Below are 24,954 nucleotides of genomic sequence, written 5' to 3'. Positions count from 1 at the left end.
GGAAAGGACTGTCCATTTTTGTGGAAACAGAGTACTATTTCCAGTAAATCAGACATAATTTTGCAACAAACCGGTACCCGGTATGCATATTGTGAGAAATCGAAAGCAGGAGTCGTTCTCCTGCAAGGCAACCATCATGCAGCGTCCTCCGGCCCGTAGCTGCCAAACCGCTGCCAAACCGCTGCTAAGGACGGCTGCTTTCCCCCAATACCGCGGCAGTACGAGACGCGGCCCCGGAGAACGGACACCCTCTCCCGGTATCGCCTGCTTCCTATGGAATCCTATGGAGCCCTGCGGCCCCCTTCCGACCCTTTCAGAAGGACCGTGCGGCAGATAGCGGGAGTATGGCCCGCAACTTGCTTATGCGCGTGGGGAGTCCGCTCCGGCGTAAGAGAGGACACGGATCATGTAACGCGGCCTGCCATTCCATTTCTGCAGTCATGCAGCATTTGGACAATGCAACGCATTAAAAAAATACAGACCTGCCATCTTCGAAACTGCCCCTGGGGAGGACACAGTTCGCGGCAGTGCAGCAGGTAACCTTTTTTCAACAGCCTGTTAAGCAAATGGGCGTTCGGACGATAGAGAGATGAGACGATCATGGTTGAAGGGGTGTAGCGTACCAACCGTGTCGTAACGTATAAGGAGTTGCTCATGCTGAAAGGGGTTTCCGTAAAAGCTCTCATTTTCACGCTGGTGGGTGTTGTGCTGGCAATGGTCTTCGGGGGGTTCGGTTGGTTATGGCTTTCCGCAACGGGTGATGTGGTGGCTGTTTCCACGGTTTCCGTTGTGGCGGGTTGCGCTGTTGCCGCGCTGCTCTTCCTTATTCTTCCACTTTCCGTCCTGCTTGTGCAGCGGATAACCGGCCCGCTCAGGGAAATCCGGCAGGGCGTGGAACGCGTTCTGGACGGCGATTACACCGTCTGTTTCGCCTGCGGCGGCTCGGATGAACTTGCCGAAATGCGCCTCGCCCTTGAGTCGCTCATCACGCGCCTCAAGCACAACCTCGGCTTCGCGCAGGGCGTACTCAAAGGCATAGACACCCCCTTCGTGGTGGTGGATACCAAAGAAAAACTCACCTACACCAACGCTTCGCTTATCAAAATTCTCCAGCACGACGGCAAGCCGGAGGATTACTACGGGCAGAACGTGGCCCACTTCTTTTACGGCGATGCCTCGCGCCGCACCGTGCTGCGCGACAGTCTGGAAAATCATACCGTCACCGCGCGAGAAGTAGAATTTACAGGCCGCAAGGGCGGCAAACGCACTCTGTTCATACACGCCTCGCCGTTGTTCGACCTGAACGGCGAACTCATGGGCGCGCTGTGTATTTATCAGGATCTCACAGAGCTGCGCACCCGCGAGGCAGAAATTCTGGCCAAGAACGAAGCCATTTCGCGGGCAGCACAGGAATCTGAGGGCGTATCCACGGATGTGGCCCGCCTTGCGCAGGAAATCTCCGCGCAGGTGGAGCACACAAGCAACGAGGTGGACCGCCAGACAGAGCGCGCCATAGACACAGCCACCGCCATGGAAGAAATGAATGCCGCCGTGTACGAGGTGGCGCGCAATGCCTCCACCGCCGCAGAACAGGCCACCGAGGCGCGCAGCAAGGCGCAGGAAGGCTCGTCCGTTGTGGCAGAGGCCATGAACGCTATCGCGGAGGTGGCCCGCCAGTCCGAAGCGCTGCGCACAAGCATGGGTGAACTGGGCACCAGGGCCGAGGGCATCGGGCAGGTCATGAACGTCATCACCGACATTGCGGACCAGACCAACCTTCTTGCCCTGAACGCGGCCATAGAAGCCGCCCGCGCAGGCGAGGCGGGCCGGGGCTTTGCCGTGGTCGCAGACGAGGTGCGCAAGCTGGCGGAAAAAACCATGACCGCCACCAAGGAAGTGGGCAGCGCCATTCAGGCCATTCAGGAAGGTACGCGCCAGAACACGCAGAGCGTGGATTCCGCCGTCAAAGCCGTGGAGCGCTCCCGCTCGCTCTCTGCCGCCTCGGGCGAAGCCCTCAAGGCCATCGTCCATCTGGTGAACGACACCTCCGATCAGGTGCAGGCAATCGCCACCGCAGCCGAACAGCAGTCCGCCACCAGCGAGCACATCAATCAGGCCGTGGATGAGGTGAAGAACATCTCACAGCAGGCGGCTGCGGAACTGAACGCCGCCACCATGGGCATACGCGAACTGGCCAAACGTTCCGCGCAGCTCAGGGAAATCATCGAACGCATAGAAAACTGAGAAAAGCCGCTCATCCCGGTTTAATCCATCACAAGGGCGCTCCAGTGCGGAGCGCCCTTGCTCCGTTGGGCCATCTGCACGAAACCGTTCCCCCCTCCGCGCCCGTGCCCTCGCCACACAGGCAGACCCGGCAGGCCGCCGACCGACGTAACAAGACGCATCTCACTCCCGTCTTTCTTTGTATCCTGCGGGCATGACGGAATAACCGCTTGGCGAACACCGGCAAAAGCTGTACATCCTTCAAATGGCCTCATTTTCGCGTACACGGCTGCGCAGGGCGCTCGCCCTTGCCAGCGCGGAGCACCGTTCGCCGGCATGGGATGTTTTTCAGTATCTGCTGGTGATGGCGGGCCTCGTCTGGTGCATGGCCGCCGGGGCTGAAGGGCTGGGTTACGACTGGCAATGGTACCGGGTTCCCCGCTACCTGTTCACCATACGCGAAGGCACCCTGCACTGGGGGCCGCTCATGGCAGGCCTACTCGTCACGTTGCATATAACCGCCTGCGCCATGGGCCTTGCCCTGCTGTTCGGCCTTGCCGCCATGCTGCTGACCCGCTCCCCCTCCATGGTTGGCCGCGCCGTGGCCGTCACCTACATACACGGCATCCGCAACACGCCGCTGCTCATACAATTATACGTGCTCTATTTCGTCTTTTCCCCGGTGCTGGGCATGGGCGCGTTCGCATCGGCCGTGCTCGCCCTGTCGCTGTTCGAAGGGGCCTACATGGCAGAAATATTCCGTGCAGGCATGCAGAGCGTACCCAAAGGACAATGGGAAGCCTCGTACAGTCTGGGCATGACCACCGCAGCCACCTACCGGAAGGTCATCCTGCCGCAGGCCGTGCGCAACGTGCTGCCGCCCCTGACCGGACAATCCATCTCATTGGTGAAGGATTCCGCCCTTGTGGCCACCATTTCGATCTTCGACATGACCATGCAGGGGCAGGCCATCATCGCGGAAACCTTTCTCACCTTTGAAATATGGTTCACCATTGCCGCCATCTATCTGGCAATCAATCTTGGCCTGTCTTTTACGGCGCGGGCCATGGAAAAACGGCTCAAGCCATCAGAAGCGATCTGAAAATCCGCTCTCCGGAACGGCAAACCCCAAAGGAGTAGGCCCATGCCTCTTAGAATCGCCTCCACCCTGTTATTTGCGGCCCTGCTGCTGGCCTGCCTCCTGCTTCCGCAGGCCCACGCCAAAGACGCCACCCACGCACTGCGCGATGCCAGCGTCATTTCCAAGGTGCTGGAACGCGGAACCCTGCGCGTGGGATTCTCCACCTTCGTGCCATGGGCCATGACGGACAAAACCGGCGAATACATCGGTTTTGAGGTGGATGTCATGACCCAGCTGGCACAGGATCTCGGCGTACGCATGGAGTTCGTTCCCACAAGCTGGTCGGGCATCATCCCCGCCCTGCTGTCTGACAAGTTCGATGTCATCATCGGCGGCATGAGCGTGACCACAGAGCGCAACATGAAGGTCAACTTCACCATCCCCTACGACACCACGGGCATGGCGCTGGTGGCCAGCAAAACCACGGCTGCCGGATTCGATTCGCTGGATGACTTCAACAGCCAGGACGTGATCATCGTGGCGCGCATAGGCTCCACCCCTGCCACCGCCGCCAAGCAGTTCTTCCCCAAGGCCACGCTGCGCCTCTTCGACAAGGAGACCCAGTGCATGCAGGAACTGCTCTCGGGCCGCGTTCATGCATTTGTGGCCAGCGCACCTCTGCCCGCGCACAGTGCGGCAGAGCACCCAGACAAACTGTTCATGCCCGTGCAGGGCACCTTCACTTCCGAACCCGTGGCCTTTGCCGTGCGCAAGGGCGACCCGGACACCCTGAACGTGCTGGATAACTGGATACGCCAAAAGGAAGCACAGGGCTGGCTGGCTGAACGCAAGCACTACTGGTTCGAAACCGTGGAATGGGCTGCGCGCCTCAAGTAGATTCATAACAATTCCCATGCGACGGCCGGAGAAGCCGGCCGCCGCCTCCCTGCCGGAAACAGAGTATGCCGAAGAAACGCTGCACCTTCTGCGCGCTGGACGCCATCCTGCTCTGCGCCCTTGCCACCGCTCTGGGCCTTTTCCTGTGGCGGGTGCACCTGCGTTTCGATTACGCATGGAACTGGGCCGCCGTTCCGCAGTTTCTGCTGCGGCACGACCCGGAAACAGGCTGGATGCCCAACGTGCTCCTTCGCGGATTGTTCACCACCATCCGCCTGAGCATCTGGAGTACGGCCCTTGCCTTGCTGGTGGGGATTCTGGCGGGTCTGGCGGGAGCAAGCCACAGCCTGTTCCTGCGCCTGCTGGCGCGCACCTATGTGGAAACCATGCGCAATCTGCCGCCGCTGGTGCTGGTGTTCATCTTCTATTTTTTTATTTACGCACTGCTTGCCCCGCTCACGGGACTGGAAGCGGCACTGCGCAACGCCAGCCAATGGCCCCCGTGGCTGGTGACGTTGCTGACCTTTCTGTGCGACGAACCTGCACGGCTGCCCGGATTTATCTCCGGCGTGATAACGCTGGCGGTGTACGAGGGTGCTTATATTGCAGAAATTGTGCGCGGCGGTATTGCCAGCGTGGACAGGGGACAGTGGGAGGCGGCAAGCTCGCTCGGACTGGGGCGTTTCAGCCAACTTCGGCTGGTTATTCTCCCGCAGGCACTTAAGGTCATCATCCCTCCCTTGGCGGGCCAGTTCATCTCCACCATCAAGGATTCCGCAATTGTTTCAGTTATTTCCATACCTGAGCTTACCTTTCAGGGGCTGGAACTGATGGCGGCCACAAACCTGACCTTTGAGGTGTGGATAACCATCACCTGCCTCTACCTTGCCCTCACGCTGGGCTGCGCCGTGCTGGCCCGGCGGCTGGAACGCCGCCTGCGCTGGCGGTTCTGAGCCTCCGGAACCTTTTCTGTGCCGCCTGAACCGGGCATGCCCTGCGCGCAGTTACGCACGCACAAGGCCGTGGAAGATCTGGACGATTTTGGACGATTTTGGAAGAAAGCGGAAGAGTGAGGCAAAATGCAGAAAGATGCGGCCAGCCCGACCGCTTAGCGCACGTAGCGTTCCAACGCGGCGAGCCTGCGTTGCACGGTTGATGCATCGGCATGGGTGCGCCTCTCACCCAGCAGATCGTGCACACTGTCAAAGGCTTCCAGCAGCGCGGTAATGAGAGGTGCATCGGGCGTGAGCTCGCCGTTGCGCACGCGTTGGAGAATATTCTCGGCCCTGTGGGCGATCATCTCTATATCCTTGAATTTAAGAAGCCCGGCCCCGGCCTTTATGGAGTGCGCAGCCCGGAATATGGCGTGCACGCGCTCGCCGTCCACCGCCCCGGGGCTTCTCTCCAGATCCAGCAGGCCGGTCTCGATATCCTCAAGGCGCTCGCGGGTTTCCTCCTCAAACGCCTCCAGCACTTCTTTGTCGTCCTCGTACGGCATGCGTCGCTCCGGTATCAGGCCTGTGCTTCCAGCAGTTGCAGGGCGCGCTGCGCCATAGTGTCGAGGTCGGGTTTGGATATCTGGTCATCCGCCCCCACGGAATCCCCCTTATGGCGCAACTCGTTGGTAATGAGCGATGAATAGAGAATGACGGGCAGCCTGCCCAGCACGGCGTCTTCCTTGATATTCTTGGTCAGGGTGAAGCCGTCCATCAGGGGCATCTCTATGTCGGAAATGACAATATCCACGTAATCGGAAAGAGGACGGCCCTCCTGCTCCATGCGGTTGCGGAAGGCGCGCAGCTGATTCAGCGCCTCCTGCCCGTTATTGACGAGCAGGGGGTCAAAGTTCGCCGCCTCCAGATTCTTGCGCAGCATCAGGCGTATGGTGGCGGAATCGTCCGCCACAAGGGCACGGTAGGTCCGGTTTGCACGCGGTCCTTCCTGCACAGCCTTCTCGAAGGTGGTGGGGTCCAGATCCGCCAGCACGTTCTCGAGATCCACCAGCTGAACAAAGTGGTCGCCAAGGTCCACCATGCCCACAATGCAGTTGGTGCCTATCTTCGAAATATACCCGCTGGGCGGCTGCACCTGCTGCCAGCCCACGCGGTGAATCTCCGTGACGCCGGAAACCAGAAAGCCCGTCACAGCGTTGCTGAACTCCGTGACCATGATCACATCGTACTCTGACCGCACCATGTCCATGCGCAGCCAGCGGCTGAGATCCAGCACCGGCACCATCATGTTACGGATGTCTATCATGCCCATGAAACAGGGATTGGAGGCCGACTCCGGCGCATTGAACGCAGGCGCTTCAATAACCTGCATCACCTTGGCGACATTCACCCCGAAGTAACATGGAACGACCGAACCATCGGGTAGCCGCTCCTCTATATAGAGTTCCAGCACTTCCAGTTCGTTGGTCCCGCTTTCCAGCAGGATATTGTGTTCCGGACTCATATTCGGCACGCTCCTTGTCTTACCGCCCGCTTCCCACTTTCCCGATCATGCCGTCATGGTAGCCCCGCAGGAAAAACAGACAATGATAGTTTTCCGCAGGATACGTCAAGGTTGTCATTCTTCGTACACTGCCTATCACGCCCTGCCCGGTGGTATTCCGGCTGCATACGGGCAGCATTGGGGCAGCATTGAGGCAGCATGCGGGCAGTATATTTGGCCCGTATTTGACCAATCCCTTGGCAGAGTCCCTTGGCAGAATTTCGGCCGTATTCCGGCCGTATTCCGACCGCATTCCGGTCGCTGGTACACCGCCTAGGCGCAATACGCTCCGGTGCTGCCGCGTCAGGAACGCCCTGCCGTCCTGTCGTCCATACCGTCAGGAGCAGCAAGCTTCAGGGATGCCTGCATCATTTGGGATGCCTGCATTCAGGGATTAGCTGCCTTCTGGCGCAGCGCGTCCGCCACGGCAAGAATGCTGTTCGCGTAGATATTGCTGTTGTTGTACCGCTTCAGCACGCTGTGCTGCCCTGCCCTGTCCATGCCCTTTTTCCAGCCGTGGCTCTTAAGAAAATGGGCCAGGCTGTGCACCGCATCGTGCAGGTTGAACAGGTCCACCCTGCCGTCGCCGTCGCCATCCACGCCGTAATGCGGAATATTGGACGGCATGAACTGGCATATGCCTATGGCTCCGTACACGGAACCCGGCATGGAAACAGGGTCAACCTCATTGTCCGCAGCATGGGAGAGCAACGCCTTAAGCTCGGCGTATGCCCACCGGCTCTTCTGCCCCATGCGCACCTCCAGCCACTGGCTGCGGTCCGGGGTCATGGTCAGCCCCTCCATTTCCGGAGCCAGCAGGACAAGGGAGTCGGTGGCGGCAAGGCTGGCAAGATTGCGCAGTGCCATTTCCTTGCCCAGATACGTGCCCAGCCGGGTTTCCACCAGCAGCAGCCCCACGGCCACTTCTTTGGGCACGCCGAACCGGGCTTCGGCACCGCGCAGCAGCGCATCGTGCTCCTGCATGAAATCCCGCGCCCGCTGCAATGTGGCTTCTTCCAGCACCCATTCGTACACGGCAGGGGCGGGGGCAGGTTCACCCGGCGGCAGGGGCGGGGGCGGATAAAACTTGCGGCGGAACAGCGCGCGCATCTTATGCCCCATGGCATGGGGAGAATAGGCGTGCCCCATGCGATAGAACAGGTCGTTCAGGCTGCCCCTGTCAAAACCGTCCGCCACCAGACGATCCACCAGCGGCTGCCACGAAAGCATGGCCGCAAGCCGCCGGGCAACGCCGTCTGTGTCGTCTCCGCTGGCAGGGTCCGCCCCGCTTCCGGGTTCCGTGAACACAATGCCCGCCGTGCTGGTTCCCGCCACCAGAAACCGGGGTCCGGACTGAAGCCCGGACTGAGGCCCTTTGTCACTGCCGGAATGACCCTGCGGGGCGGATATGGAAGAGACCGGCATACGAACGGTCGCCGCATCCGCGCCCTCTTCTGCAAGCCGTGACGCCACGGCAGCGACAGTAGCAGCATCATCAGCCTGCCCTTCCACCGGGGCGGAACCCGCCTCCGGCAAAACCGCAAGGCATGTATGCGGCAACAGAACGGCCAGAAGAATCACCGGAAACAGAACTGGAAACAGTAGGGTACGCGGCACCGGACAAGCAACCGGACGCGTCACCGGACGTGTCACCGGACGTGTTATCAGGCGCATCAGGCGCATCAGGCGCATCAGGTTCGTCAGGCTCGGCAGGCGAAATATTACAGGCACCATATCCCGAAGCAGCATCCCCAGCTCGGCTGAACGCGCAGTCCCAAGCTCCGCCAGCGTCTCAGCGAACGTCTTTGCAATCGGCTTCACAAAAACGTTTGCAGCTCTCTCTGCCAGAAGCATCTCGCAGACCGCAGGGCAGTCGCCCGGACCGCACATGCCCGGAAGACTCTGTTGCCCGCAGCGGTTTGCATCTTTGTAGTTTTTTGACATAGTGGCATTCTATCCCGTTTTGACGGCAGGCGGCAAGAGCATCCTCGCCCTCCCGATACCCGCCGCCCGTGCCTGAAGGTCCAACGTACAAACGGAGCACGCATGTCCAACACGCTATTCAAGGAACGGGCCGGAGAAATAGTCCGGTTTGTCACACGCGATATCTGGCTGGAAGACCCCGGCAAGTATGACAGAAAGCGGCGCAGTCTCGCCGGGCTGCTCAAATGGCTGTATCTTGTGGTGCACGGCTTTGTGAAAGACCAGTGCCTGCTGCGGGCATCTGCCCTAACCTACACCACGGTGCTTTCCATTGTACCTTTTCTCGCCGTAGCGTTCTCCATTTCCAAGGGCATGGGCCTGCAAAACACGGAAGGCCTGCGCACCCTGCTGCTCAACATTGCTGCTGGCAACGAGCAGACCGTGGACCACATTCTCACCTACGTGAACAACACCAATGTGGGCACCCTGGGCTCCATAGGCATGGCCGCGCTGCTGCTCACGGTGGGGTCGGTCATGGCAACCATAGAGCGGGCCTTCAACGCCGTGTGGGGCGTGACCAAGGGCCGCAGCCTGTGGCGCAAGTTCACGGATTTCTTTTCCGTGGCCCTTATCTGCCCGCTCATTCTGGGGGTGGCCTTCAGCGTGAGCGTTTCCATGCAGAATGATGCCGTGCTGCAAAAGCTGCTTACCTACAGCACCTTCAACTTCGCCTATCTGTCGCTGCTCAAGCTTATTCCTTTTCTGATGGTGGCGGTCACGCTGCTCTTTCTGTACATCTTCATTCCCAACACCCGCGTGCGCCTGTCCGCCGCGCTGGTGGGCGCACTCATAGCCGCTGTTCTGTGGAAGTCCGTGGAAGGGCTGTATGTCACCTATCAGGTAGGCGCGGCCCGCTACAACGCCATATACGGCGGCTTTGCGCAGGTGCCGTTGTTTCTGGTCTGGGTATACATCTGCTGGGTCATTGTGCTTTTGGGGGTGGAGATAAGCTTTGCCCTGCAAAACGTGCGCACCTTTGAAAACGAGATACGGGCAGATACCGCCACCCGTGAAGAACGCGACAAGCTGGCCGCCCTTTCCATGCTGCTGCTCACCCGCAGTTTTGATGCGGGCAAAGGCGGTGTGGCGCTGGCAGCCCTGTCTGAGGCGTTGCGCGCCCCCGTACGGCTCATCCAGAACGTGATGGACATTATGCAGCAGGCAGGGCTGGCGGTGCAGACCTGTGAAGATTCCCCGGTGTATACGCTGGCCCGTCCGCCGGAATCGATACGCTTCACGGACATCATCTTTGCTCTGGCATCGCACCGCACCCAGCGGGGCAAGCAGCCCATGACGGCGCGTTTCGGCTTCATCAACCGCACGTTCCGCGCCCTCTACGCCGGAGCGGTGAACAGTGAAGCCAACATGACCCTGAGGGAGTATTGCGCCACGGTGGCGCCGCAGGGATTCGGCATTACAGACTCCGCCATGTCGTCAGCTGACGGACAGGGGGATGCGGATAGCGCGGCCCCCGGCCTTAGCGCATCGCAGGCGGCGGGTGGCGCGGCAGCCGGTGTGGTGGGCGGTGCGGCAGGAGCATCTGCCGTGGCTGACATGGTGGAAACTGTCACGTCCGGCTGAACAGAAGGGAGAAGAAAGAGGAAGGAGGCGGTGCAGGAGAGAGGATGCGGGACCGCACCGGAAAGCACCCCGGGCACGCAACACAGGCCAAGCCCGCCGCGTAAGCCACAGGCACCTACGGCCCATAGGCTTGCATCTGCCATGCCGGGCATCGGACCCGGTTCAGGAGTGTATGATCCCGTATGTCTGCCATGCCCGCAGGGTTATTCCTCCGGGCAAATCTCCCGCAGCCGCCGGGCGTAATGCTCCACATGCAGCATGAGGTGGTCGTAGTAATCCGCGACCAGAAACTCCAGAGTCAACGGGCCGGACTCCCTGTGCCACGCGTTGGTCCGGGCATGGTCCGGCGTGGTGGCTGCCAGATGCAGCAGCATGGCGTTATACGAGGCCCACAGCGCCTTCAGCAGACTGAAATCACATTCATCATATTGCTGTGCGGCAACCCACGGTTCGGCCTCATATCCGGGGAAACCGTGCAGATCGCCGAAACGCAGCCGCGCAAACCGCTGATGGTTGTTGGATGCGGAGTCGATGAGATGGCCTGCTATCTCGGCCAGAGTCCATGCGTCCGGGGCAATCCGCACATGGGCCGCCGCCTGCGGGGTTGCGTCCAGCAACGACTGCATGGCGTCCACGGCCTCGCGGGCTTTTTGCAGATCAATCATTCGTTCCTCCATCGGGCATGCCTGTGTTGTTCCGTTTTCCGGCAGCGGGGGCATGGGGAAAAACCATGTGCCCAGCCTGTACAGAAAGACCTGATGTCCGGAGAAATGACTGCCTGCACCGACAGCCTGCACCGGATCACATCCTTCACGGCTTGAGCAGGTCCATCTCATGCAGGATAGCCGCGTTGACCTTGTGCACGTCGAAACGCTCCTCTGCATACCGGCGCGACTCCCGGCCCATGCGTTCCATCAGCTCCGGCTGGCGGATGAAGCGCAGCATCGCTTCGGCAAGCGCGGGCACATTGCGCACGGGCACCATGAACCCGTTGTCTCCCGTGCGCACCGACACGGTATCCGGCTGTACGCCCGGCGCGGTGTTTGGCGCAGTGTTTAGCGCAGTATCCGGCTCAGTGTTTGGCACAGTGTCTGGCTTTCCAGCCACGTTGCGCAGCGTTTCGCGGCAGCCCGCCGCATCCGTTGTTACCACGGCGCGGCCCATGCTCATGGCTTCCAGCGTGGTACGGGGCACCCCTTCATGGTACGAAGGCAACACATAGGCCGCGCAGCCCGCAATGGCGGGGCGCACGTCTGCCATGGAACCGGGAATATCCATCCACGCCTTCCATGCCTGCACTTCTTCTGCGCTCACGCTGTCCACGCCGCTTTCAAACGGCCCGACCAGCCGGAACACTGCCTGCGGATGCCGCTCTCTGACCAGCCGCGCCGCCTGCGCGAATTCGGCAACACCTTTTTCGCGCAGCAGCCGGGCGATACACAGAAACACAGGGGCCTGCGCATGGTCCGGGGGCAGAGGAGCAGAGGCGTAATGGGCAAGATCAATGCCTGTGCCGTTCAGCAGGCAAGTGCGGCGGGCAGGGGAAATGATGCGCCATGAACGGAAAAAGCGCCGGTTGTCTTCATTAAGAAAAAAGACTGACCGGCATACGCTGAGCCCCGCCGCGTACAACACCCCCGCCACCACGGCCAGCAGGGTGCGCCGCATTCCGGTGCCGTTAAAGGCGTAGCCCAGCCCTTCTACCATGGCGTATATGCGGCGCACTCCGGCAATGCGGGCCGCAAGCGAGCCGTAGATAACGGGCTTGATCGTATAGGAGAGCATGACATCAGGCCCGATGCGGCGCACGGCACGCACCAGCCCGGCAAGGGCGGCAAGGTCGCGCAGCGGATTCAATCCCTTGCGGCTCAGGGGAACGGACACGGTTTCCACCCCCATGGCCCGCAGAGTCTGCACGGTGTGCGCATCCGGGTCCGGCGCGGCGGCAATGACGGTATGTCCCTCTGCCACCATGGCCCGCAGCAGGGGGCCGCGAAAATTCACCAGCGAAGGGGCATAGCTGCCCAGTACGAGTATGCGCATGGCCTCTGTTCTTCCGGTTCCACCCATTCTGCCGCCCTTGTGGCAGCCACTGCACCTGCACTGCACCTGCCCTTGCCTTGGCCCTTGGCCCTTAGCCCTTCAGCCTGCCCAGCACCTTGTCTGCCGCATAACGCAGTGCGGCGTACACCCGGCGGTTGAAAAGCACCCTGTGCGGCTGCGTGAGCAGGGTGCGGCCAAGCCCCTTCAACGCCTCACGCCTCTCGCCCAGCATATAGTGCATGTAGTGGTGGCGCAGCATGGCGAGCACGCGGGTATTGGCATCTACGCCGCGCATGTCGTAAATGCGCAGCGAAAGCGCAAGCCCGTCGCGCAGGCGCCGCTCCCGCCGTTCGGGGTTGCGGGTTTCCTGCCCCGGATGAATGCGCAGCTTCAGGAGCACGTCCGGCAGGTTTGCCAGCCGGTAGCGTTCTGCCAGCGCTATCCACAGGGCAAGGTCCTGCGCGTAGCTGATGGTGCCGTCGTACCCGCCCACCTGCCGCACGGCGGCAAGGCGGAACATGACGGAAGGATGCACCAGCGGATTGGTGACGGGCATAAAGCCCACAATATCTTCGTGTACAAGGGGGAAATCCGTTGCATGCAGCGGAGTTCCGGCCTGATCGATGAACCGCGCCTGCGCACCCACAAGGGCTATTTCCGGATGCGCTTCCAGAAACGCCACCTGCCGCGCAAACCGCTCAGGCAGGCACACATCGTCCGCATCCAGCCGGGCCACGTATTCCGACTCCGCCCGGGCGAGCCCCAGATTCAGCGCCCCGGTCTGGCCCATATCCTGCGGCAGAGCTACCAGCTCTATGCGCTCGTCCTTGAAGGAGGCGATGGTCTCCCGCGTTCCGTCCGTGGAGGCATTATCAATGATCAGAAAACGGAAGTCGCCATAGGTCTGGTCCAGCACCGACTGCACTGTCTCCCGTACGAACGGCTCACCGTTCCGTACAGACATGAGCACGGTGAGTGCGGGTTTTCTTGTCTCGTTCATAGGCCGTCGCTTCGTGACACTGCTCGTGATGTCGCTTTGTGACACCGCCGACAGGTCACTTCATAAAAAAAACATGCAAAACACCGTGCGGCAAACATGATAAAGGCCGCCCATGCGGCCTTATCCTGCTTCCCTCTACCGCACGATGACCTTGAGGAACCGTTTCTTGCCCAGCTTGACCACATAGTCCCCTGCGGCAAGCGGGGTATCTGCGTCGTCGCTTTTCTCGCCGTCCACGCTCAGCGCGCCCTGCTTGACCAGCCGGCGGGCCTCGCCGCGCGACTTGCTCAGTCCTGCGTCCGTCAGAAACACAGCGGGGGCGGACGATTCGCCCTGCGCGCAGGTGAAGGTTTCCATGTCGTCCGGCACGCCGCCCTTGGCAAACACGGCATTAAAGCCCTGCAGGGCCTCCTGCGCGCTCTCTTCACCATGGTACTGCCCCACGATATCTGCCGCCAGCTGTTCCTTGGCGGCCTTGGGGTGCAGGGTGCCTTCTTCCACGCCCTTCTTCAGCGCGGCAATCTCTTCAAGGCTTTTGCGCGAGACAAGCTCGTAGTAGCGCCACATCAGTTCATCGGAAACGGACATAACCTTGCCGAACATGTCGGCGGGCGCATCGGTAATGCCGATGTAGTTTCCGTAGGACTTGGACATCTTCTTCACGCCGTCCAGCCCTTCAAGGATGGGCATGGTCATGATGCACTGCGGCTCCTGCCCTTCCTGCGCCTGCAGATGGCGGCCCATGAGCAGGTTGAACTTCTGGTCGGTGCCGCCCAGCTCTATGTCTGCCTTAAGGGCGACAGAGTCGTACCCCTGCACGAGGGGATAGAGAAATTCGTGCACGGAAATGGGCGTATTGCTCCGGTAGCGCTTTTCGAAATCGTCGCGTTCCAGCATGCGCGCCACGGTGTAGCGCGAGGCAAGGCGGATGAAGTCTGCCGCGCCGAAGGCGTCCATCCATTCGGAGTTGAAGCGCACCTCGGTCTTTGCCGGGTCCAGAATCCGGAACACCTGTTCCTTGTAGGTCTCGGCATTGCGCAGCACGTCTTCGCGGGTCAGGGGCGGGCGGGTCTCGGACCGGCCGGAAGGGTCTCCGATCATGCCCGTAAAGTCACCGATGAGAAAAATGACCGTGTGCCCCAGTTCCTGAAAATGCCGGAGCTTGTGAATGGCGACACAGTGGCCCAGATGCAGGTCGGGCGCCGTGGGGTCGAAGCCCATCTTCACCCGCAGGGGTTTGCCGCGCTGCAGTTTCTTGCGCAGTTCCTCCGCATTGATGAGTTCAGCGCAGCCGCGCTGGATGATCTCTAGCTGCTTGTCGATGTCCATGCTTCTCTCGTTCGCTGTTAGGATATATGTGTAGGAGCGGTCTTGCAGAGAACGCCCGTTCTGTCAATCACGGCTGGCCGCCGCCCTGCGCATGGGCAGAAGAAAAACCTGCCATGCCCGCAGGATACGTTATGCCCACAGGATACGTTATGCTCACAGGATACGTTATTCCCGCACCAGCTCCACATGCGTGGCGCGCCCGGTGTGGGCATCTGCCTCCACCAGCACGCCGTTTACCCCGGCATTGCCCTTGGCAAGCGCGAAGCGGTGCGGCATGCGGGTGAGAAAACGACGGATGATTATGTCTTTGTCCATGCCAAGGCATGAATCTTCCACACCGCACATGCCGGCGTCTGTAAGGTAAGCCGTGCCGCCGGGCAGCAGTGCGGGGTCGGCTGTCTGCACGTGGGTATGCGTGCCCACCATGGCGGTGACCCTGCCGTCCAGATACCAGCCAAGCGCCTTCTTCTCGCTGGTGGCTTCTGCATGAAAATCGACAAACCGCAGCACCACGTCTTCCGGCAGGGTGGCAAGCAGCGCGTCTGCCGCGCGAAAAGGACAGTCCACCTCTTCCATGAAGGTACGCCCCTGCAGATTCAGCACAGCCACCCGCACGCCCGAAGAAAGGGTGTGCACCACCATGCCCCTGCCGGGAGCACCGGGCGGGAAATTGGCGGGACGGACAATGCGCTGTTCGCGCTCCAGTCCCGCGTAGATATCGCGGTGCTTCCAGATATGGTTGCCGGTGGTGATAACATCCACCCCCATGCCCAGAAGCTCCTGCATGACCTCTGCGGTCAGCCCCACGCCGCCTGAGGCGTTTTCGCCATTGGCAATGACCATGTCTGCGCCATGCCGTGCGCGCAATGCGGGCAGCCTGTGCCGCAGCGCCAGCCTGCCGGGCTTGCCCATTACATCACCGAAAAAAAGAATACGCATAGTACCTCGCCGCCTCAGAACAGGAGCACATCGACATCCGTTCCCTCATACACTCCTTCGCTGTGAGAGGGAATGCGGATGACGCCGTGGGACAGGATGAGGGTTTTCAGCAGGCCGGATTTGCCCTGCACAGGCTCGGCAACCGGCAGGCAGGCAGGATCTTTCTGCCCTGCGCCCTCTCCGGATGCGGCGCGCAGGTGCACGCGCACGTAATCTTCCCGCCCCGGCTTGGAGGCGATATTGCGCCCCAGCCTTGCCCTGCGCGCGGGCCACAGAGACTGGTCGAAGGCTGCTGTCTCTCCCGCCAGATACCGCAGGAAGGGCGCGCCCAGCACAAACATGACCACCTGCGCGGAAGCGACCTGCCCCGGCAGGCCCCACACGGCCTTGTTGCCCTGCCGCCCCAGTATGAGCGGTTTTCCGGGGCTTATGGCAACGCCGTGGTTCACGATCTTCAATCCTTCCAGCCGCTGCATGGCCGCGACGGTGAGGTCGCTGGTTCCCACGGAACTGCCGCCGGAGAGCAGCACCACGTCGTTCGCTTCCAGCGCGCCCCGCAGGGCGGCCTCCAGACTGTCCACATCATCCTCCACCAGTCCGTACAGGGTGGGCACGGCCCCGGCGCGCCGCACGCAGCAGCCAAGGGTAGTGGAGTTTACATCGCGCACCTGCCCCACGCGCGGCGTGTGCGACACGGGAACAAGTTCATCTCCTGTGGAAAGGATGCCCACGCGCGGACGGGCGTGCACCTGCACACGCTCCATGCCCAGTGCGGCGAGCAGGCCCGCCTCCTGCGGACGGATAAGGGTGCCCGCGGCAAGGGCCACCTTACCCAACGAGGCGTCTTCGCCCCGCAGCATCACGTTGTCATGCGGGGCCAGAGACTTGCGCATCTCTATCGTTCCCGCGCCCAGCGGCTCGGTATGCTCCACCATGATCACGGCATCTGCCCCTTCCGGCAGAATACCGCCGGTGACAATGGACGCGCACTCTCCCGGGCTGATGGAGAATCCGGCAGGGGTTTCTATGCGCACGGCACCCACGCTTTCAAGATACGCGGGGTTGCTCTCGGACGCGCCAAAAACATCGCGGGCGCGCAGGGCATAGCCGTCCATGCAGGACCGGTGCGCCAGCGGCAGGTCTTCCGGGGCGATGACATCTTCCGCCAGCACGCGCCCGTCTATGTCCGTTCCCTGCGCCGTTTCCACGGGCAGGGGAGAAAAGTCGCGCAGGCGATCGATAAACTCGGCCACGCTCAGCACATTGAAGAATCCGTTTTTCATGCCATACCGCTTTCGTCTGTTCCTGCTTTATCCGGTGGTCGCCGCCACCTCTCCAAGCCCGGCAGATTTGCCGCATCCGGGGCGCAGGTGCGTTATTTCCACGCGCAGCACGTGCCGCGTGATCTGTTCCTCAGTGTCAAATCGTCCGGCAACCTTGCTCAATCCGGCGGGAGAATGCAAGGCGCAACCCTTTGGCAGCATGGAAAAAGCGCCACGGACAGTGACGTTCGTTCTGGAGAATTGCCTGTTCTGTGCCGCGAGCCGCGCAGGGCAACGATTACAGCAGGCAAACCGCAGAGCGCATTGACAGGCAGCCGCAACAGCCCGTAGTCTTTGCCCATGCAGCCCAACAAGGACAATGCCGCACGGAGCGATGTGCTCGTGGTGGACAAGGACAAGGATTCCCTTGCGGGTCTGCCCGCCGTGCTGCGGGAGGCCGGCCTGCAGGTTACGCATGTGAAAAGCCACGATGAAACCCGCGCCACGCTCTCGCAGATGGACTTTTCTGTTGTGGTCGCCGCGCTGGAAGAACACCATGCGCAGAAACAGACCCTGCTCAAAGTCATAAAGAGCAACACGCCGGAAACCGAGGTGGTGCTTGTCTCGCGCAGCGCCACCGTGGACGCCGCCGTGCGCGCCATGCAGATGGGGGCCTTTCATTACCTGCCTTTGCCTGAGAATCCGGCGGACCTTGTCATTGTCATCCAGAAGGCACTGGAAAAGAGCCTGCTGCAACAGGAACTGCTGGAGCTGCGCCATGTTCTGCGCGGGCAGCAGGCCATGCCCATGCTCATAGGAAAGAGCACCAAGATGCAGGCGCTGAAGCGCGAGATTGCCCGCGTGGCTCCGCTGGACTGCACGGTGCTCATACAGGGCGAAACAGGCACCGGCAAGGAAATGGTCGCCAAGATGCTGCACCGGCTCAGCCTGCGGTCCGGCAAGCGTTTTCTGGCGGTAAACGCCGGGGCGTTTAACGCGGAGCTGCTGGCCAACGAACTGTTCGGGCATGAACAGGGGGCGTATACCGGAGCGCAGCGCACCAAGGCGGGCGTGTTTGAGGCCACCCATCAGGGCACGCTGCTGCTGGATGAAATAGGCGAAATGCCGCTGGGAATGCAGGTGCAGTTGCTGCGCGTGCTGCAGGAACGCACGGTGGTGCGCGTGGGCGGCACGGAGGAGATTCCTGTGGACGTAAGGCTGCTGGCGGCCACGCACCGTGACATTGAACGCGAGGTGGAACGGGGACGCTTCCGGCAGGACCTGTTTTACAGGCTTAACGTCTTTACCCTGCATCTGCCCGCCCTGCGCGAGCGGGTGGATGATATTCCCCTCTTCTGCCACTATTTTCTGGAAAAATTTGCCACGTCCTTCAAAAAAGACATCACGGGCATGGAAGACGAGGTGCTGGGCGCACTGATGGCACACCCCTTTCCCGGCAACGTCCGCGAACTGGAAAACCTGATCGAGCGCGCCGTGGTATTGTGCGACGGCCCCACCATTCAGTTGCGCCATCTGCCGCAGGAATTTCACAACGCCCCCGTTATGTCTCCCCATGCCGCCCAGACCGATGAAGGTCTGCTTCCGCTCGCGGAGGTGGAGCGCCGCCACATCCTTGCCGTGCTCACAAGCGTGCAGGACAACAAGGGGCAGGCAGCGCGGATTTTGGGCATAGACCGCGCCACCCTTTGGCGCAAGCTGCAACGCTACGGACTGGAAGCGTAGCCCCGCCTTTTGCGGGTGCAGCCCGTCCCGCTGTTTCCCCCCTTTCTGTCTCCCGCCTTCCCTGCCGTTTTCGTCTCTCTTCTGATGTTTTTTGCGTGACAAGAGACCTTCCTTGCCATCCTATTATATAAGCAGCCCAAAAAACGTTGCACAATGCAATGCGTTGCATTGTGCAACAAGCCGGGAAATCCAGCAATACTGCGGCTCGCAAATGATTTTCGTTATCATGCTGTTGCTTTTTGCAACACGCCGTATTGTCTACTTTTTTGATCAACATTTTTTCTCTTTATAAACAGCACGTTGCGTAGACATACTGTTTTGGCACGACTCTTGGATATACCCAAGCGCAACCAGACAGGACAAAGGTAGCACCTGACGGAATGTCCGAACCTCCTTGGGACAGTCCGTTGGTCACAGCAAGACGGCAACCTTGCTGCGACCCGACACCGAGAGGTGTCAGAGAACTCCTCCATACTCCTTCGTCGTGTCGGCCGGGAACTTTCAGCCAGTCTCCATACACGCTTGGCTATGAAAAAACCCCACACAGCACCACCCGTTCCCGGTTGCACACGCAAAAAGGCCGTATCTGATTACGATACGGCCTTTTTTAGTTGCGTGTAGGACCTTGCCGCCCAAAGCTTTTGGCCGACTGCCTGAAGGCGACAGCCTGCACAGACAGTGGACGCCTGACAAATTGCGCCAACAGATTGCGCAGACTAACTGCGCAGGCAAATTGCGCAGACAGATTGCACAGACAGATTGCACAGACAAATTCACCGACAGATTGCGCCGACAGAGTATGCTAAACGACGTATGCCAGACGGAGCATGCCAGACGGCTTACGGTCATTGCCATGCGTTGCGGCAACGCGCACTTCGTGCCATACTTCTGCGCGTTCACCATCCGCAACCGAGGAGCCGCCCATGTTTTCCGCCGAAACTTATGCCGCCCGCCGCAAAACCCTGCTTGAGCATCTTGCAGCCGCAGGGGCAACTGGCATCGTCTTTCTGCCCGGTAACGTACATTCTGCCCGCAACTATGAGGACAACACCTACCCCTTCCGGCAGGATTCAACCTTTCTCTATTATTTCGGGCACAACCATGCGGGGCTGAACGGAACACTGGATGTGGACTCCGGCGAATCCCGCCTGTGGGGAGATGACCCTTCCATGGAAGGCATCATCTGGTCCGGCCCGCTCCCCGGCCTTGCGGAACGCGCCGCGCGCTGCGGATGCGCCCCCGGCGGTTCCAACGATTCCCTTGTCTCCCTGCTGCATGCCGCAGGCCGCAAGGGGAGGACCATTCACCATCTGCCGCCCTACCGCATGGACAGCGTGCAGTGGCTTGCCCACTGCCTTGCCACCCGCGTGTGCGCCGGGCCTGATGCTTTGGAGCAGCATGCTTGCGGTGCAGAAGCGTTTGATTCCCTTACCCGCTCCATGCGCCAGCAGGCATCGCTGCCGCTCATCCGCGCCGTGGTGGCGCAACGCTCTGTAAAGAGCATTGAAGAGGTGGCGGAAATTGAAAAAGCGCTGGGCATATCCTACGCCATGTACACCAAGGCCATGGAACTGGCCCGGCCCGGACTGGGCGAACGGTGCATTGCGGCGGCCATGAACGCCACCGTGGCGCTGGCGGGCACGCACAACAGCTTTACCACCATCTGCACCATTCGCGGTGAAGTGCTGCACAACCACGATTACAGCCACACCATGCATCAGGGCGACCTGCTGCTCATAGACTCCGGCGCGGAATCCGACATGGGCTACGCCTCTGACATTACCCGCACCCTGCCCGTGGGGGGACTTTTTTCCGCACGGCAGAGGGATATCTACACGCTGGTGCTCAGGGCGCAGCAAAAGGCCATAGACATGGCCGCGCCGGGTGTGCCCTTTCTGCACTGCCATCTTGCGGCAGCCGCCTGCATTGCCGAGGGCTTACAGAGCATGGGCCTGCTGCGCGGCAGCGTGGACGACATTGTTTCCTGCGGAGCGCACGCCCTGTTCTTTCCGCACGGGTTGGGGCACATGCTGGGGCTGGATGTGCACGACATGGAGCATCTGGGCGAAGACCATGTGGGGTATGATGAAACAGTTTCCCGCTCCACGAAATTCGGGCTGCGCGGACTGCGCTTTGCCCGTGCGCCGTTGCCGGGGTTCACGCTCACCGTTGAGCCGGGCTGCTACTTCATTCCCGCCCTCATGGACAAGTGGAAGGCGGAAGGAATATGCAAAGATTTTATCAACTTTGATGCGCTGGAGCATTTCCGCGACTTCGGCGGCATACGCATTGAGGACGACATTCTCATCACCGATTCCGGTTGCCGGGTATTGGGCAGACCCATTCCCAAAACCCCGGAAGGGATCGAAGCGCGGATGCACGCCAGAGCGTAAACGCCGTTGTCCTCAGGCGCGGATGCACGCCGGAGCAGGAGCGCCGTTATCCAGTCGGTTGCGCATGTACGGCCTTTTTTCTCTGCACTTTGTGTGGTCATACCAATGCTTTTTCCGGCGAACCGTGCTATGCCTTTTTCACCTTTGCATAACCATTACTCCTGTGCGGGTGCGCGAGGGCTCTTGAGCAGCCTTCCCCCACGTGCCGCGCAGCCGCCTAAAGACAGGCGACAGGTGAGCATGTGAACAGGTGAGAAGAGGCGCACAGGCAAAAAAGCAAGCAGGTAAACAGGCAACCAAGCAAGGAGCAGACCATGTCCGACAAAGAAAGCCGCAGAAAAAACGTCATCGAAGTACTGAACAAGGCCCGCGCCATGGAGCTGCAGGCCATTCACCAGTACATGAACCAGCACTATAATCTGGACGACAAAGACTACGGCGAGCTGGCCGCCAAAATGAAACTTATTGCCATTGATGAGATGCGCCACGCGGAAGCCTTTGCCGAGCGTGTGAAGGAACTGGGCGGCGAACCCACCACAGAACCCGCCGCACGCCCCGAAAAGGGCCAGAAAGTGGAAGCCATGTTCCCCTTTGACGCGGAACTGGAAGACGACACCATAGACATATACAACCAGTTCCTGCTGGTCTGTCGGGAAAACGGCGACAGCGTGAGCATGAAGATATTCGAGCAGATCATCGAAGATGAGCAGGCGCACTTCAACTACTTTGACGCCATTGCCAACCACATTGAAGACCTGGGGGCAACCTACCTTGCCCGTATGGCAGGCACTTCTTCCGCCACGGGCCTGCAGCCGCAGGGCTTTGTCATTACCGGCAAGGGCGGAGGCGCATAGCCTCATCAGGCACACACCGTCTCTACCCACCGACGCCAAACGCAAACGCCGCCCCGCATCACGCGGGGCGGCGTTCTTTATTGTGCCACACCACGCACCACACGCCGCCAATCATGTTTTCTGCGTGACACCATTTTTAATTTCATGTAATTAGCGTTGTACATTTTTTGCGAATCTCACGTTCCTCATCCGCCTAACAAAAGGAGAAGCCATGTTTTCTGCCACCCGTGCCAATGCCCGAAAACTTCTGTCCGCATGCGTAGTTGCCGCCGCAATACTTGCCCTGCAAATTTCTGCTGCCAACGCCCACTTCGGCATGATCATTCCGGACGCCAATGTCGCCACGGAAGACGCAAAAAGCACCGCGCTTACCCTCTCTTTTTCGCACCCCTTCGAAATGAAGGGCATGGACCTTGAAAAACCCAAGGCGTTTTCCGTTATCGCGGACGGCAAGAGCACCGATCTGATGGGCACCCTCGCCCCTGCCACTGTCATGGACAGCAAGGCATGGAAGACGACCTATACGTTCGCCCGCCCCGGCGTATACACCTTTGCCATGGAACCGACCCCCTACTGGGAACCGGAAGAAGACTGCTTTATCATCCACTACACCAAGACCATGGTCGCCGCTTTTGGCGAAGAGTCCGGGTGGGATGAGCCTGCCGGTATTGCAACCGAAATAGTGCCCCTTACCCGCCCCTTCGGTAACTACGCCGGTAACAGCTTCACCGGACAGGTGCTGCTGAACGGCAAGCCCGTTCCCGGTGCTGAGGTGGAAGTGGAATTTTACAACAGAGACAACCAGTTCGCCGCACCTACCGACTACCACATCACGCAGGTGGTAAAGGCAGACGATAACGGCGTGTTCACCTTTGCCTGCCCCCTTGCCGGCTGGTGGGGCTTTGCCGCGCTGAACACGGCGGACTATCAGCTCAAGGCACCGGACGGAACCATGAAGGACGTGGAGCTTGGCGCGGTTCTCTGGCTCTATTTTGATGGATGGAAGAAACAGTAGGCTCATCCCCCTACCGAATCTGCCACACTTTCTGCGCGCCCCGCCATGTCAGCACCCGACATGGCGGGGCGTCTCGCATTCATTCTTCCCGCCTGTCCGGGCTTTTTCGCCCACCTTACAATCATTCTTCCCGCGCACCCATGGGAAATTTCCCCCGGAACCGATGAAGCACCGAAGACGCTATTGCATCCCGCAGCGCAACCGCACGCAAGGCTCTGGCACAGAAGGCACTGGCACAGGCAGCTCTTGCGCATAAGGCAGACTGCAGCAGCACGCCTTTAATTTCTCTGTGCAGCAGCGCAGGATAACGGAGCATTGCGCCAAGCTTACAATTATCATAGCCATGCCCCTACGCAATGGTGTGTGTTTACTGCAAGCTTGCGGAATTTGCTTGAAAAAATCCTCCGACATGGTAGGATTATGCAAACTATACCTTCCGGAGAGGAGCAACTCATGCGCTTTCTTATTGTTGAGGATGATTTCACCAGCAGAAAATTCATGCAGAGCATTCTTGCCCCTTACGGGGAATGCGACATCGCGGTAAACGGAAGGGAGGCCGTGGAGGCATTCGAGGCATCGCTTCTGGGAGCGGGCTACGACCTCATCTGTCTGGATATTATGATGCCGGAAATGGACGGGCAGGAAGCCCTTAAGCGTATACGTGAGATTGAAAGAAACCGTGGCGTGCGCTCCTCGGACGAGGTCAAGGTTGTTATGACCACCGCGCTGGACGACCCCAAGAGCGTGGTGGAGGCCTATTATAAGGGCGGGGCCACCTCGTATGTGCCCAAACCCATAGACAGGCAGTTGTTCATTCAGTTGCTCAAGAACCTGAACATTCTCAAATGACCACCGGGGGGGGTACTCCTCACGGCAACCGAGTGGAACCGGGCGGGACCGGGCGAAGCCGTGTGTAACCGGGCGGAACTGGGCGGAACTGGGCGGCAACTGCGGAAAAGGGCACACGCGTGTGGGCTGCCACGTGCAGTTACCCGTACACGGGCTTGACTCTGTGCCGCATATGCGTGCACAAAAGGACATGCAGTCTATAACCAGCCCTTTTCGTACCGGCTCTGGCCGCTGCCCGCTGTGCCTTGTGGCGGCGGGCATCATCGTACTATGCCTCGCCTCTGCCCAAGCCTTTGCCTATGATGTTCGCTCCGGTCACGTGGGCACGGAGGCAGGCGCACACTCGGCCGCAGAAAGTGCCGGCACGCCGGCGAGTATGGCGAGTATGGACGGCCGCTCAGACTCTGAAGGCGGCACGGCCCCCCGGCGCGGCCTTGTGGACGGTCTGCTCTCCGGCACGCTCATCGGCTCCCTGCTCACGGGTTCGCCGTTTACAGGCGTAGGGGTGGCAGATATTCTGCTCATCGTGCTGCTGTTTGTGCTGGGGCGTCGTTTTCTGCGCATACGCACCCTGCCGCGCGACAATGAACAGCCGCGGGCAAAGGGCAGGCCGGACAACGTTACCCCCTTTCCCCGCCAGTCGGAAGACAGCCCCCGCGACAGGCACACGCCCGTTTCGCCGGACATTCCTGAAGACGAGCCCAATCCGCACCTGCACGCCCGTGCGGCAGACATGTGGGCGCACCTGAAAGGGAACGATGAACAGGGGCGCACGCAGCAGGCCCCCAGAAAGCGGTCCGAAGGAATGCTGGACGCTCCCCCCGCGCAAAAGGAAGACCGCCCTCTCACCGCTCGCGATGCCTACCGCTCTCCATCAGAGGCTAACCTGCCGCCGGACTTTGACGCGGCTGACTTTCTTAAAGGGGCAAAAATGGTTTTTGCCCGCCTGCAGCATAGCTGGGATGCCCGTGACATGGACGATATCGCCCAGTTCACCACCCCGGAAGTGCACGAAGAAATCCGCATACAGGCGGAACAGGACCCGGCTCCTTCAAGCTCGGAACTGCTGCTGGTCAATGCGCGGCTTATGGAAGTGAAGCAGGACGAGAACGGTCTGCTGGCAACGGTCTTCTTCGATGTGCTGATGCGGGAAAACGTGGACGGAGCGAGCACGGAGCAGGTGCGGGAGATATGGCACTTCCTGAAAAGCGCAGAGTACGACGGCATGTGGCGTCTGGACGGCATTGAGCAGGTGTCATCCTAACT

At 60.4% G+C, this 24,954-nt stretch carries 21 protein-coding genes; 11 read left to right on the top strand and 10 right to left on the bottom strand.

All coding sequences use genetic code 11. The annotated features are described in order from the left end of the window. Positions 1–654: 654 nt before the first annotated feature. The 4 genes from HUV26_RS08190 (at position 655) to HUV26_RS08175 (ending at position 5,154) form a co-directional block, all read left to right on the top strand. Positions 655–2,244, top strand: a complete 1,590-nt coding sequence (locus HUV26_RS08190) for a methyl-accepting chemotaxis protein (RefSeq protein ID WP_174409637.1) — start codon at positions 655–657, stop codon at positions 2,242–2,244. 244 nt (positions 2,245–2,488) lie between these two features. Beyond that, a complete protein-coding gene (locus HUV26_RS08185) occupies positions 2,489–3,325 on the top strand; it encodes an amino acid ABC transporter permease (RefSeq protein WP_174409636.1) in 837 nt (278 codons plus the stop codon). Positions 3,326–3,367: 42 nt separating this feature from the next. Next, a complete protein-coding gene (locus tag HUV26_RS08180) occupies positions 3,368–4,201 on the top strand; it encodes a transporter substrate-binding domain-containing protein (protein WP_174409635.1) in 834 nt (277 codons plus the stop codon). A gap of 65 nt (positions 4,202–4,266) precedes the next feature. Further along, entirely contained in the window at positions 4,267–5,154 is an 888-nt protein-coding gene (locus HUV26_RS08175) for an amino acid ABC transporter permease (protein ID WP_174409634.1), read from the top strand. A gap of 155 nt (positions 5,155–5,309) precedes the next feature. On the opposite strand, the gene HUV26_RS08170 is transcribed toward HUV26_RS08175, so the two are convergent. The 3 genes from HUV26_RS08170 to HUV26_RS08160 all read right to left on the bottom strand — a co-directional run bounded on the left by HUV26_RS08170 (position 5,310) and on the right by HUV26_RS08160 (position 8,122). Further along, positions 5,310–5,699, bottom strand: a complete 390-nt coding sequence (locus HUV26_RS08170; protein ID WP_174409633.1) for an Hpt domain-containing protein — start codon at positions 5,697–5,699, stop codon at positions 5,310–5,312. A gap of 14 nt (positions 5,700–5,713) precedes the next feature. Further along, complete coding sequence (locus HUV26_RS08165) at positions 5,714–6,658, bottom strand: chemotaxis protein (RefSeq protein WP_174409632.1); 945 nt, start codon at positions 6,656–6,658, stop codon at positions 5,714–5,716. Between the two features lie 426 nt (positions 6,659–7,084). Then, positions 7,085–8,122 (bottom strand): lytic murein transglycosylase, encoded by a 1,038-nt coding sequence (locus HUV26_RS08160; RefSeq protein ID WP_174409631.1) that lies wholly within the window; start codon positions 8,120–8,122, stop codon positions 7,085–7,087. Positions 8,123–8,743: 621 nt separating this feature from the next. Between HUV26_RS08160 and HUV26_RS08155 the strand changes: the two genes are divergently transcribed. Then, positions 8,744–10,261, top strand: coding sequence for a YihY/virulence factor BrkB family protein (locus HUV26_RS08155; RefSeq protein WP_174409630.1), 1,518 nt, complete (start codon positions 8,744–8,746; stop codon positions 10,259–10,261). Positions 10,262–10,464: 203 nt separating this feature from the next. Here HUV26_RS08155 and HUV26_RS08150 read toward each other — a convergent pair whose 3' ends face one another. The 7 genes from HUV26_RS08150 to HUV26_RS08120 form a co-directional block, all read right to left on the bottom strand. Beyond that, entirely contained in the window at positions 10,465–10,926 is a 462-nt protein-coding gene (locus HUV26_RS08150) for a DinB family protein (protein WP_174409629.1), read from the bottom strand. A gap of 145 nt (positions 10,927–11,071) precedes the next feature. Next, the gene (locus HUV26_RS08145; RefSeq protein WP_174409628.1) at positions 11,072–12,304 is read right to left on the bottom strand and encodes a glycosyltransferase family 4 protein; all 1,233 of its coding nucleotides are present in this window, start codon (positions 12,302–12,304) and stop codon (positions 11,072–11,074) included. A gap of 91 nt (positions 12,305–12,395) precedes the next feature. Next, positions 12,396–13,304, bottom strand: a complete 909-nt coding sequence (locus tag HUV26_RS08140) for a glycosyltransferase (protein WP_174409627.1) — start codon at positions 13,302–13,304, stop codon at positions 12,396–12,398. A gap of 135 nt (positions 13,305–13,439) precedes the next feature. Beyond that, complete coding sequence (gene tyrS, locus HUV26_RS08135) at positions 13,440–14,633, bottom strand: tyrosine--tRNA ligase (RefSeq protein ID WP_174409626.1); 1,194 nt, start codon at positions 14,631–14,633, stop codon at positions 13,440–13,442. A gap of 165 nt (positions 14,634–14,798) precedes the next feature. Continuing rightward, positions 14,799–15,572 (bottom strand): TIGR00282 family metallophosphoesterase, encoded by a 774-nt coding sequence (locus HUV26_RS08130; protein ID WP_174409625.1) that lies wholly within the window; start codon positions 15,570–15,572, stop codon positions 14,799–14,801. 14 nt (positions 15,573–15,586) lie between these two features. After that, a complete protein-coding gene (locus tag HUV26_RS08125) occupies positions 15,587–16,855 on the bottom strand; it encodes a molybdopterin molybdotransferase MoeA (protein WP_174409624.1) in 1,269 nt (422 codons plus the stop codon). 27 nt (positions 16,856–16,882) lie between these two features. After that, positions 16,883–17,056, bottom strand: coding sequence for a hypothetical protein (locus tag HUV26_RS08120; RefSeq protein ID WP_174409623.1), 174 nt, complete (start codon positions 17,054–17,056; stop codon positions 16,883–16,885). Positions 17,057–17,194: 138 nt separating this feature from the next. Here HUV26_RS08120 and HUV26_RS08115 point away from each other — a divergent pair, with 138 nt between their 5' ends. The 6 genes from HUV26_RS08115 (at position 17,195) to HUV26_RS08090 (ending at position 24,952) form a co-directional block, all read left to right on the top strand. Further along, positions 17,195–18,577 (top strand): sigma-54-dependent transcriptional regulator, encoded by a 1,383-nt coding sequence (locus HUV26_RS08115; RefSeq protein WP_174409622.1) that lies wholly within the window; start codon positions 17,195–17,197, stop codon positions 18,575–18,577. Between the two features lie 923 nt (positions 18,578–19,500). After that, positions 19,501–20,970 carry an aminopeptidase P family protein gene (locus HUV26_RS08110; RefSeq protein WP_174409621.1) on the top strand — a complete coding sequence of 490 codons (1,470 nt, stop codon included), beginning with the start codon at positions 19,501–19,503 and terminating at the stop codon, positions 20,968–20,970. 314 nt (positions 20,971–21,284) lie between these two features. Beyond that, positions 21,285–21,824 carry a bacterioferritin gene (locus HUV26_RS08105; protein ID WP_174409620.1) on the top strand — a complete coding sequence of 180 codons (540 nt, stop codon included), beginning with the start codon at positions 21,285–21,287 and terminating at the stop codon, positions 21,822–21,824. A 211-nt stretch (positions 21,825–22,035) separates the two neighbouring features. Beyond that, positions 22,036–22,839 (top strand): DUF4198 domain-containing protein, encoded by an 804-nt coding sequence (locus HUV26_RS08100; RefSeq protein WP_174409619.1) that lies wholly within the window; start codon positions 22,036–22,038, stop codon positions 22,837–22,839. A 453-nt stretch (positions 22,840–23,292) separates the two neighbouring features. Then, on the top strand, positions 23,293–23,688 hold the full coding sequence (locus tag HUV26_RS08095; RefSeq protein ID WP_174409618.1) for a response regulator: 396 nt from the start codon (positions 23,293–23,295) through the stop codon (positions 23,686–23,688). A gap of 172 nt (positions 23,689–23,860) precedes the next feature. Next, positions 23,861–24,952: a Tim44 domain-containing protein gene (locus HUV26_RS08090; protein WP_174409617.1), complete on the top strand. Its 1,092-nt coding sequence runs from the start codon at positions 23,861–23,863 to the stop codon at positions 24,950–24,952. Positions 24,953–24,954: the final 2 nt, after the last annotated feature.

Source organism: Desulfovibrio psychrotolerans (genome assembly GCF_013340305.1).
GTDB lineage: Bacteria > Desulfobacterota > Desulfovibrionia > Desulfovibrionales > Desulfovibrionaceae > Halodesulfovibrio > Halodesulfovibrio psychrotolerans.
The sequence above is the reverse complement of the archived record's forward strand: the minus strand, read 5'-3'. Positions and strand labels throughout refer to the sequence as shown.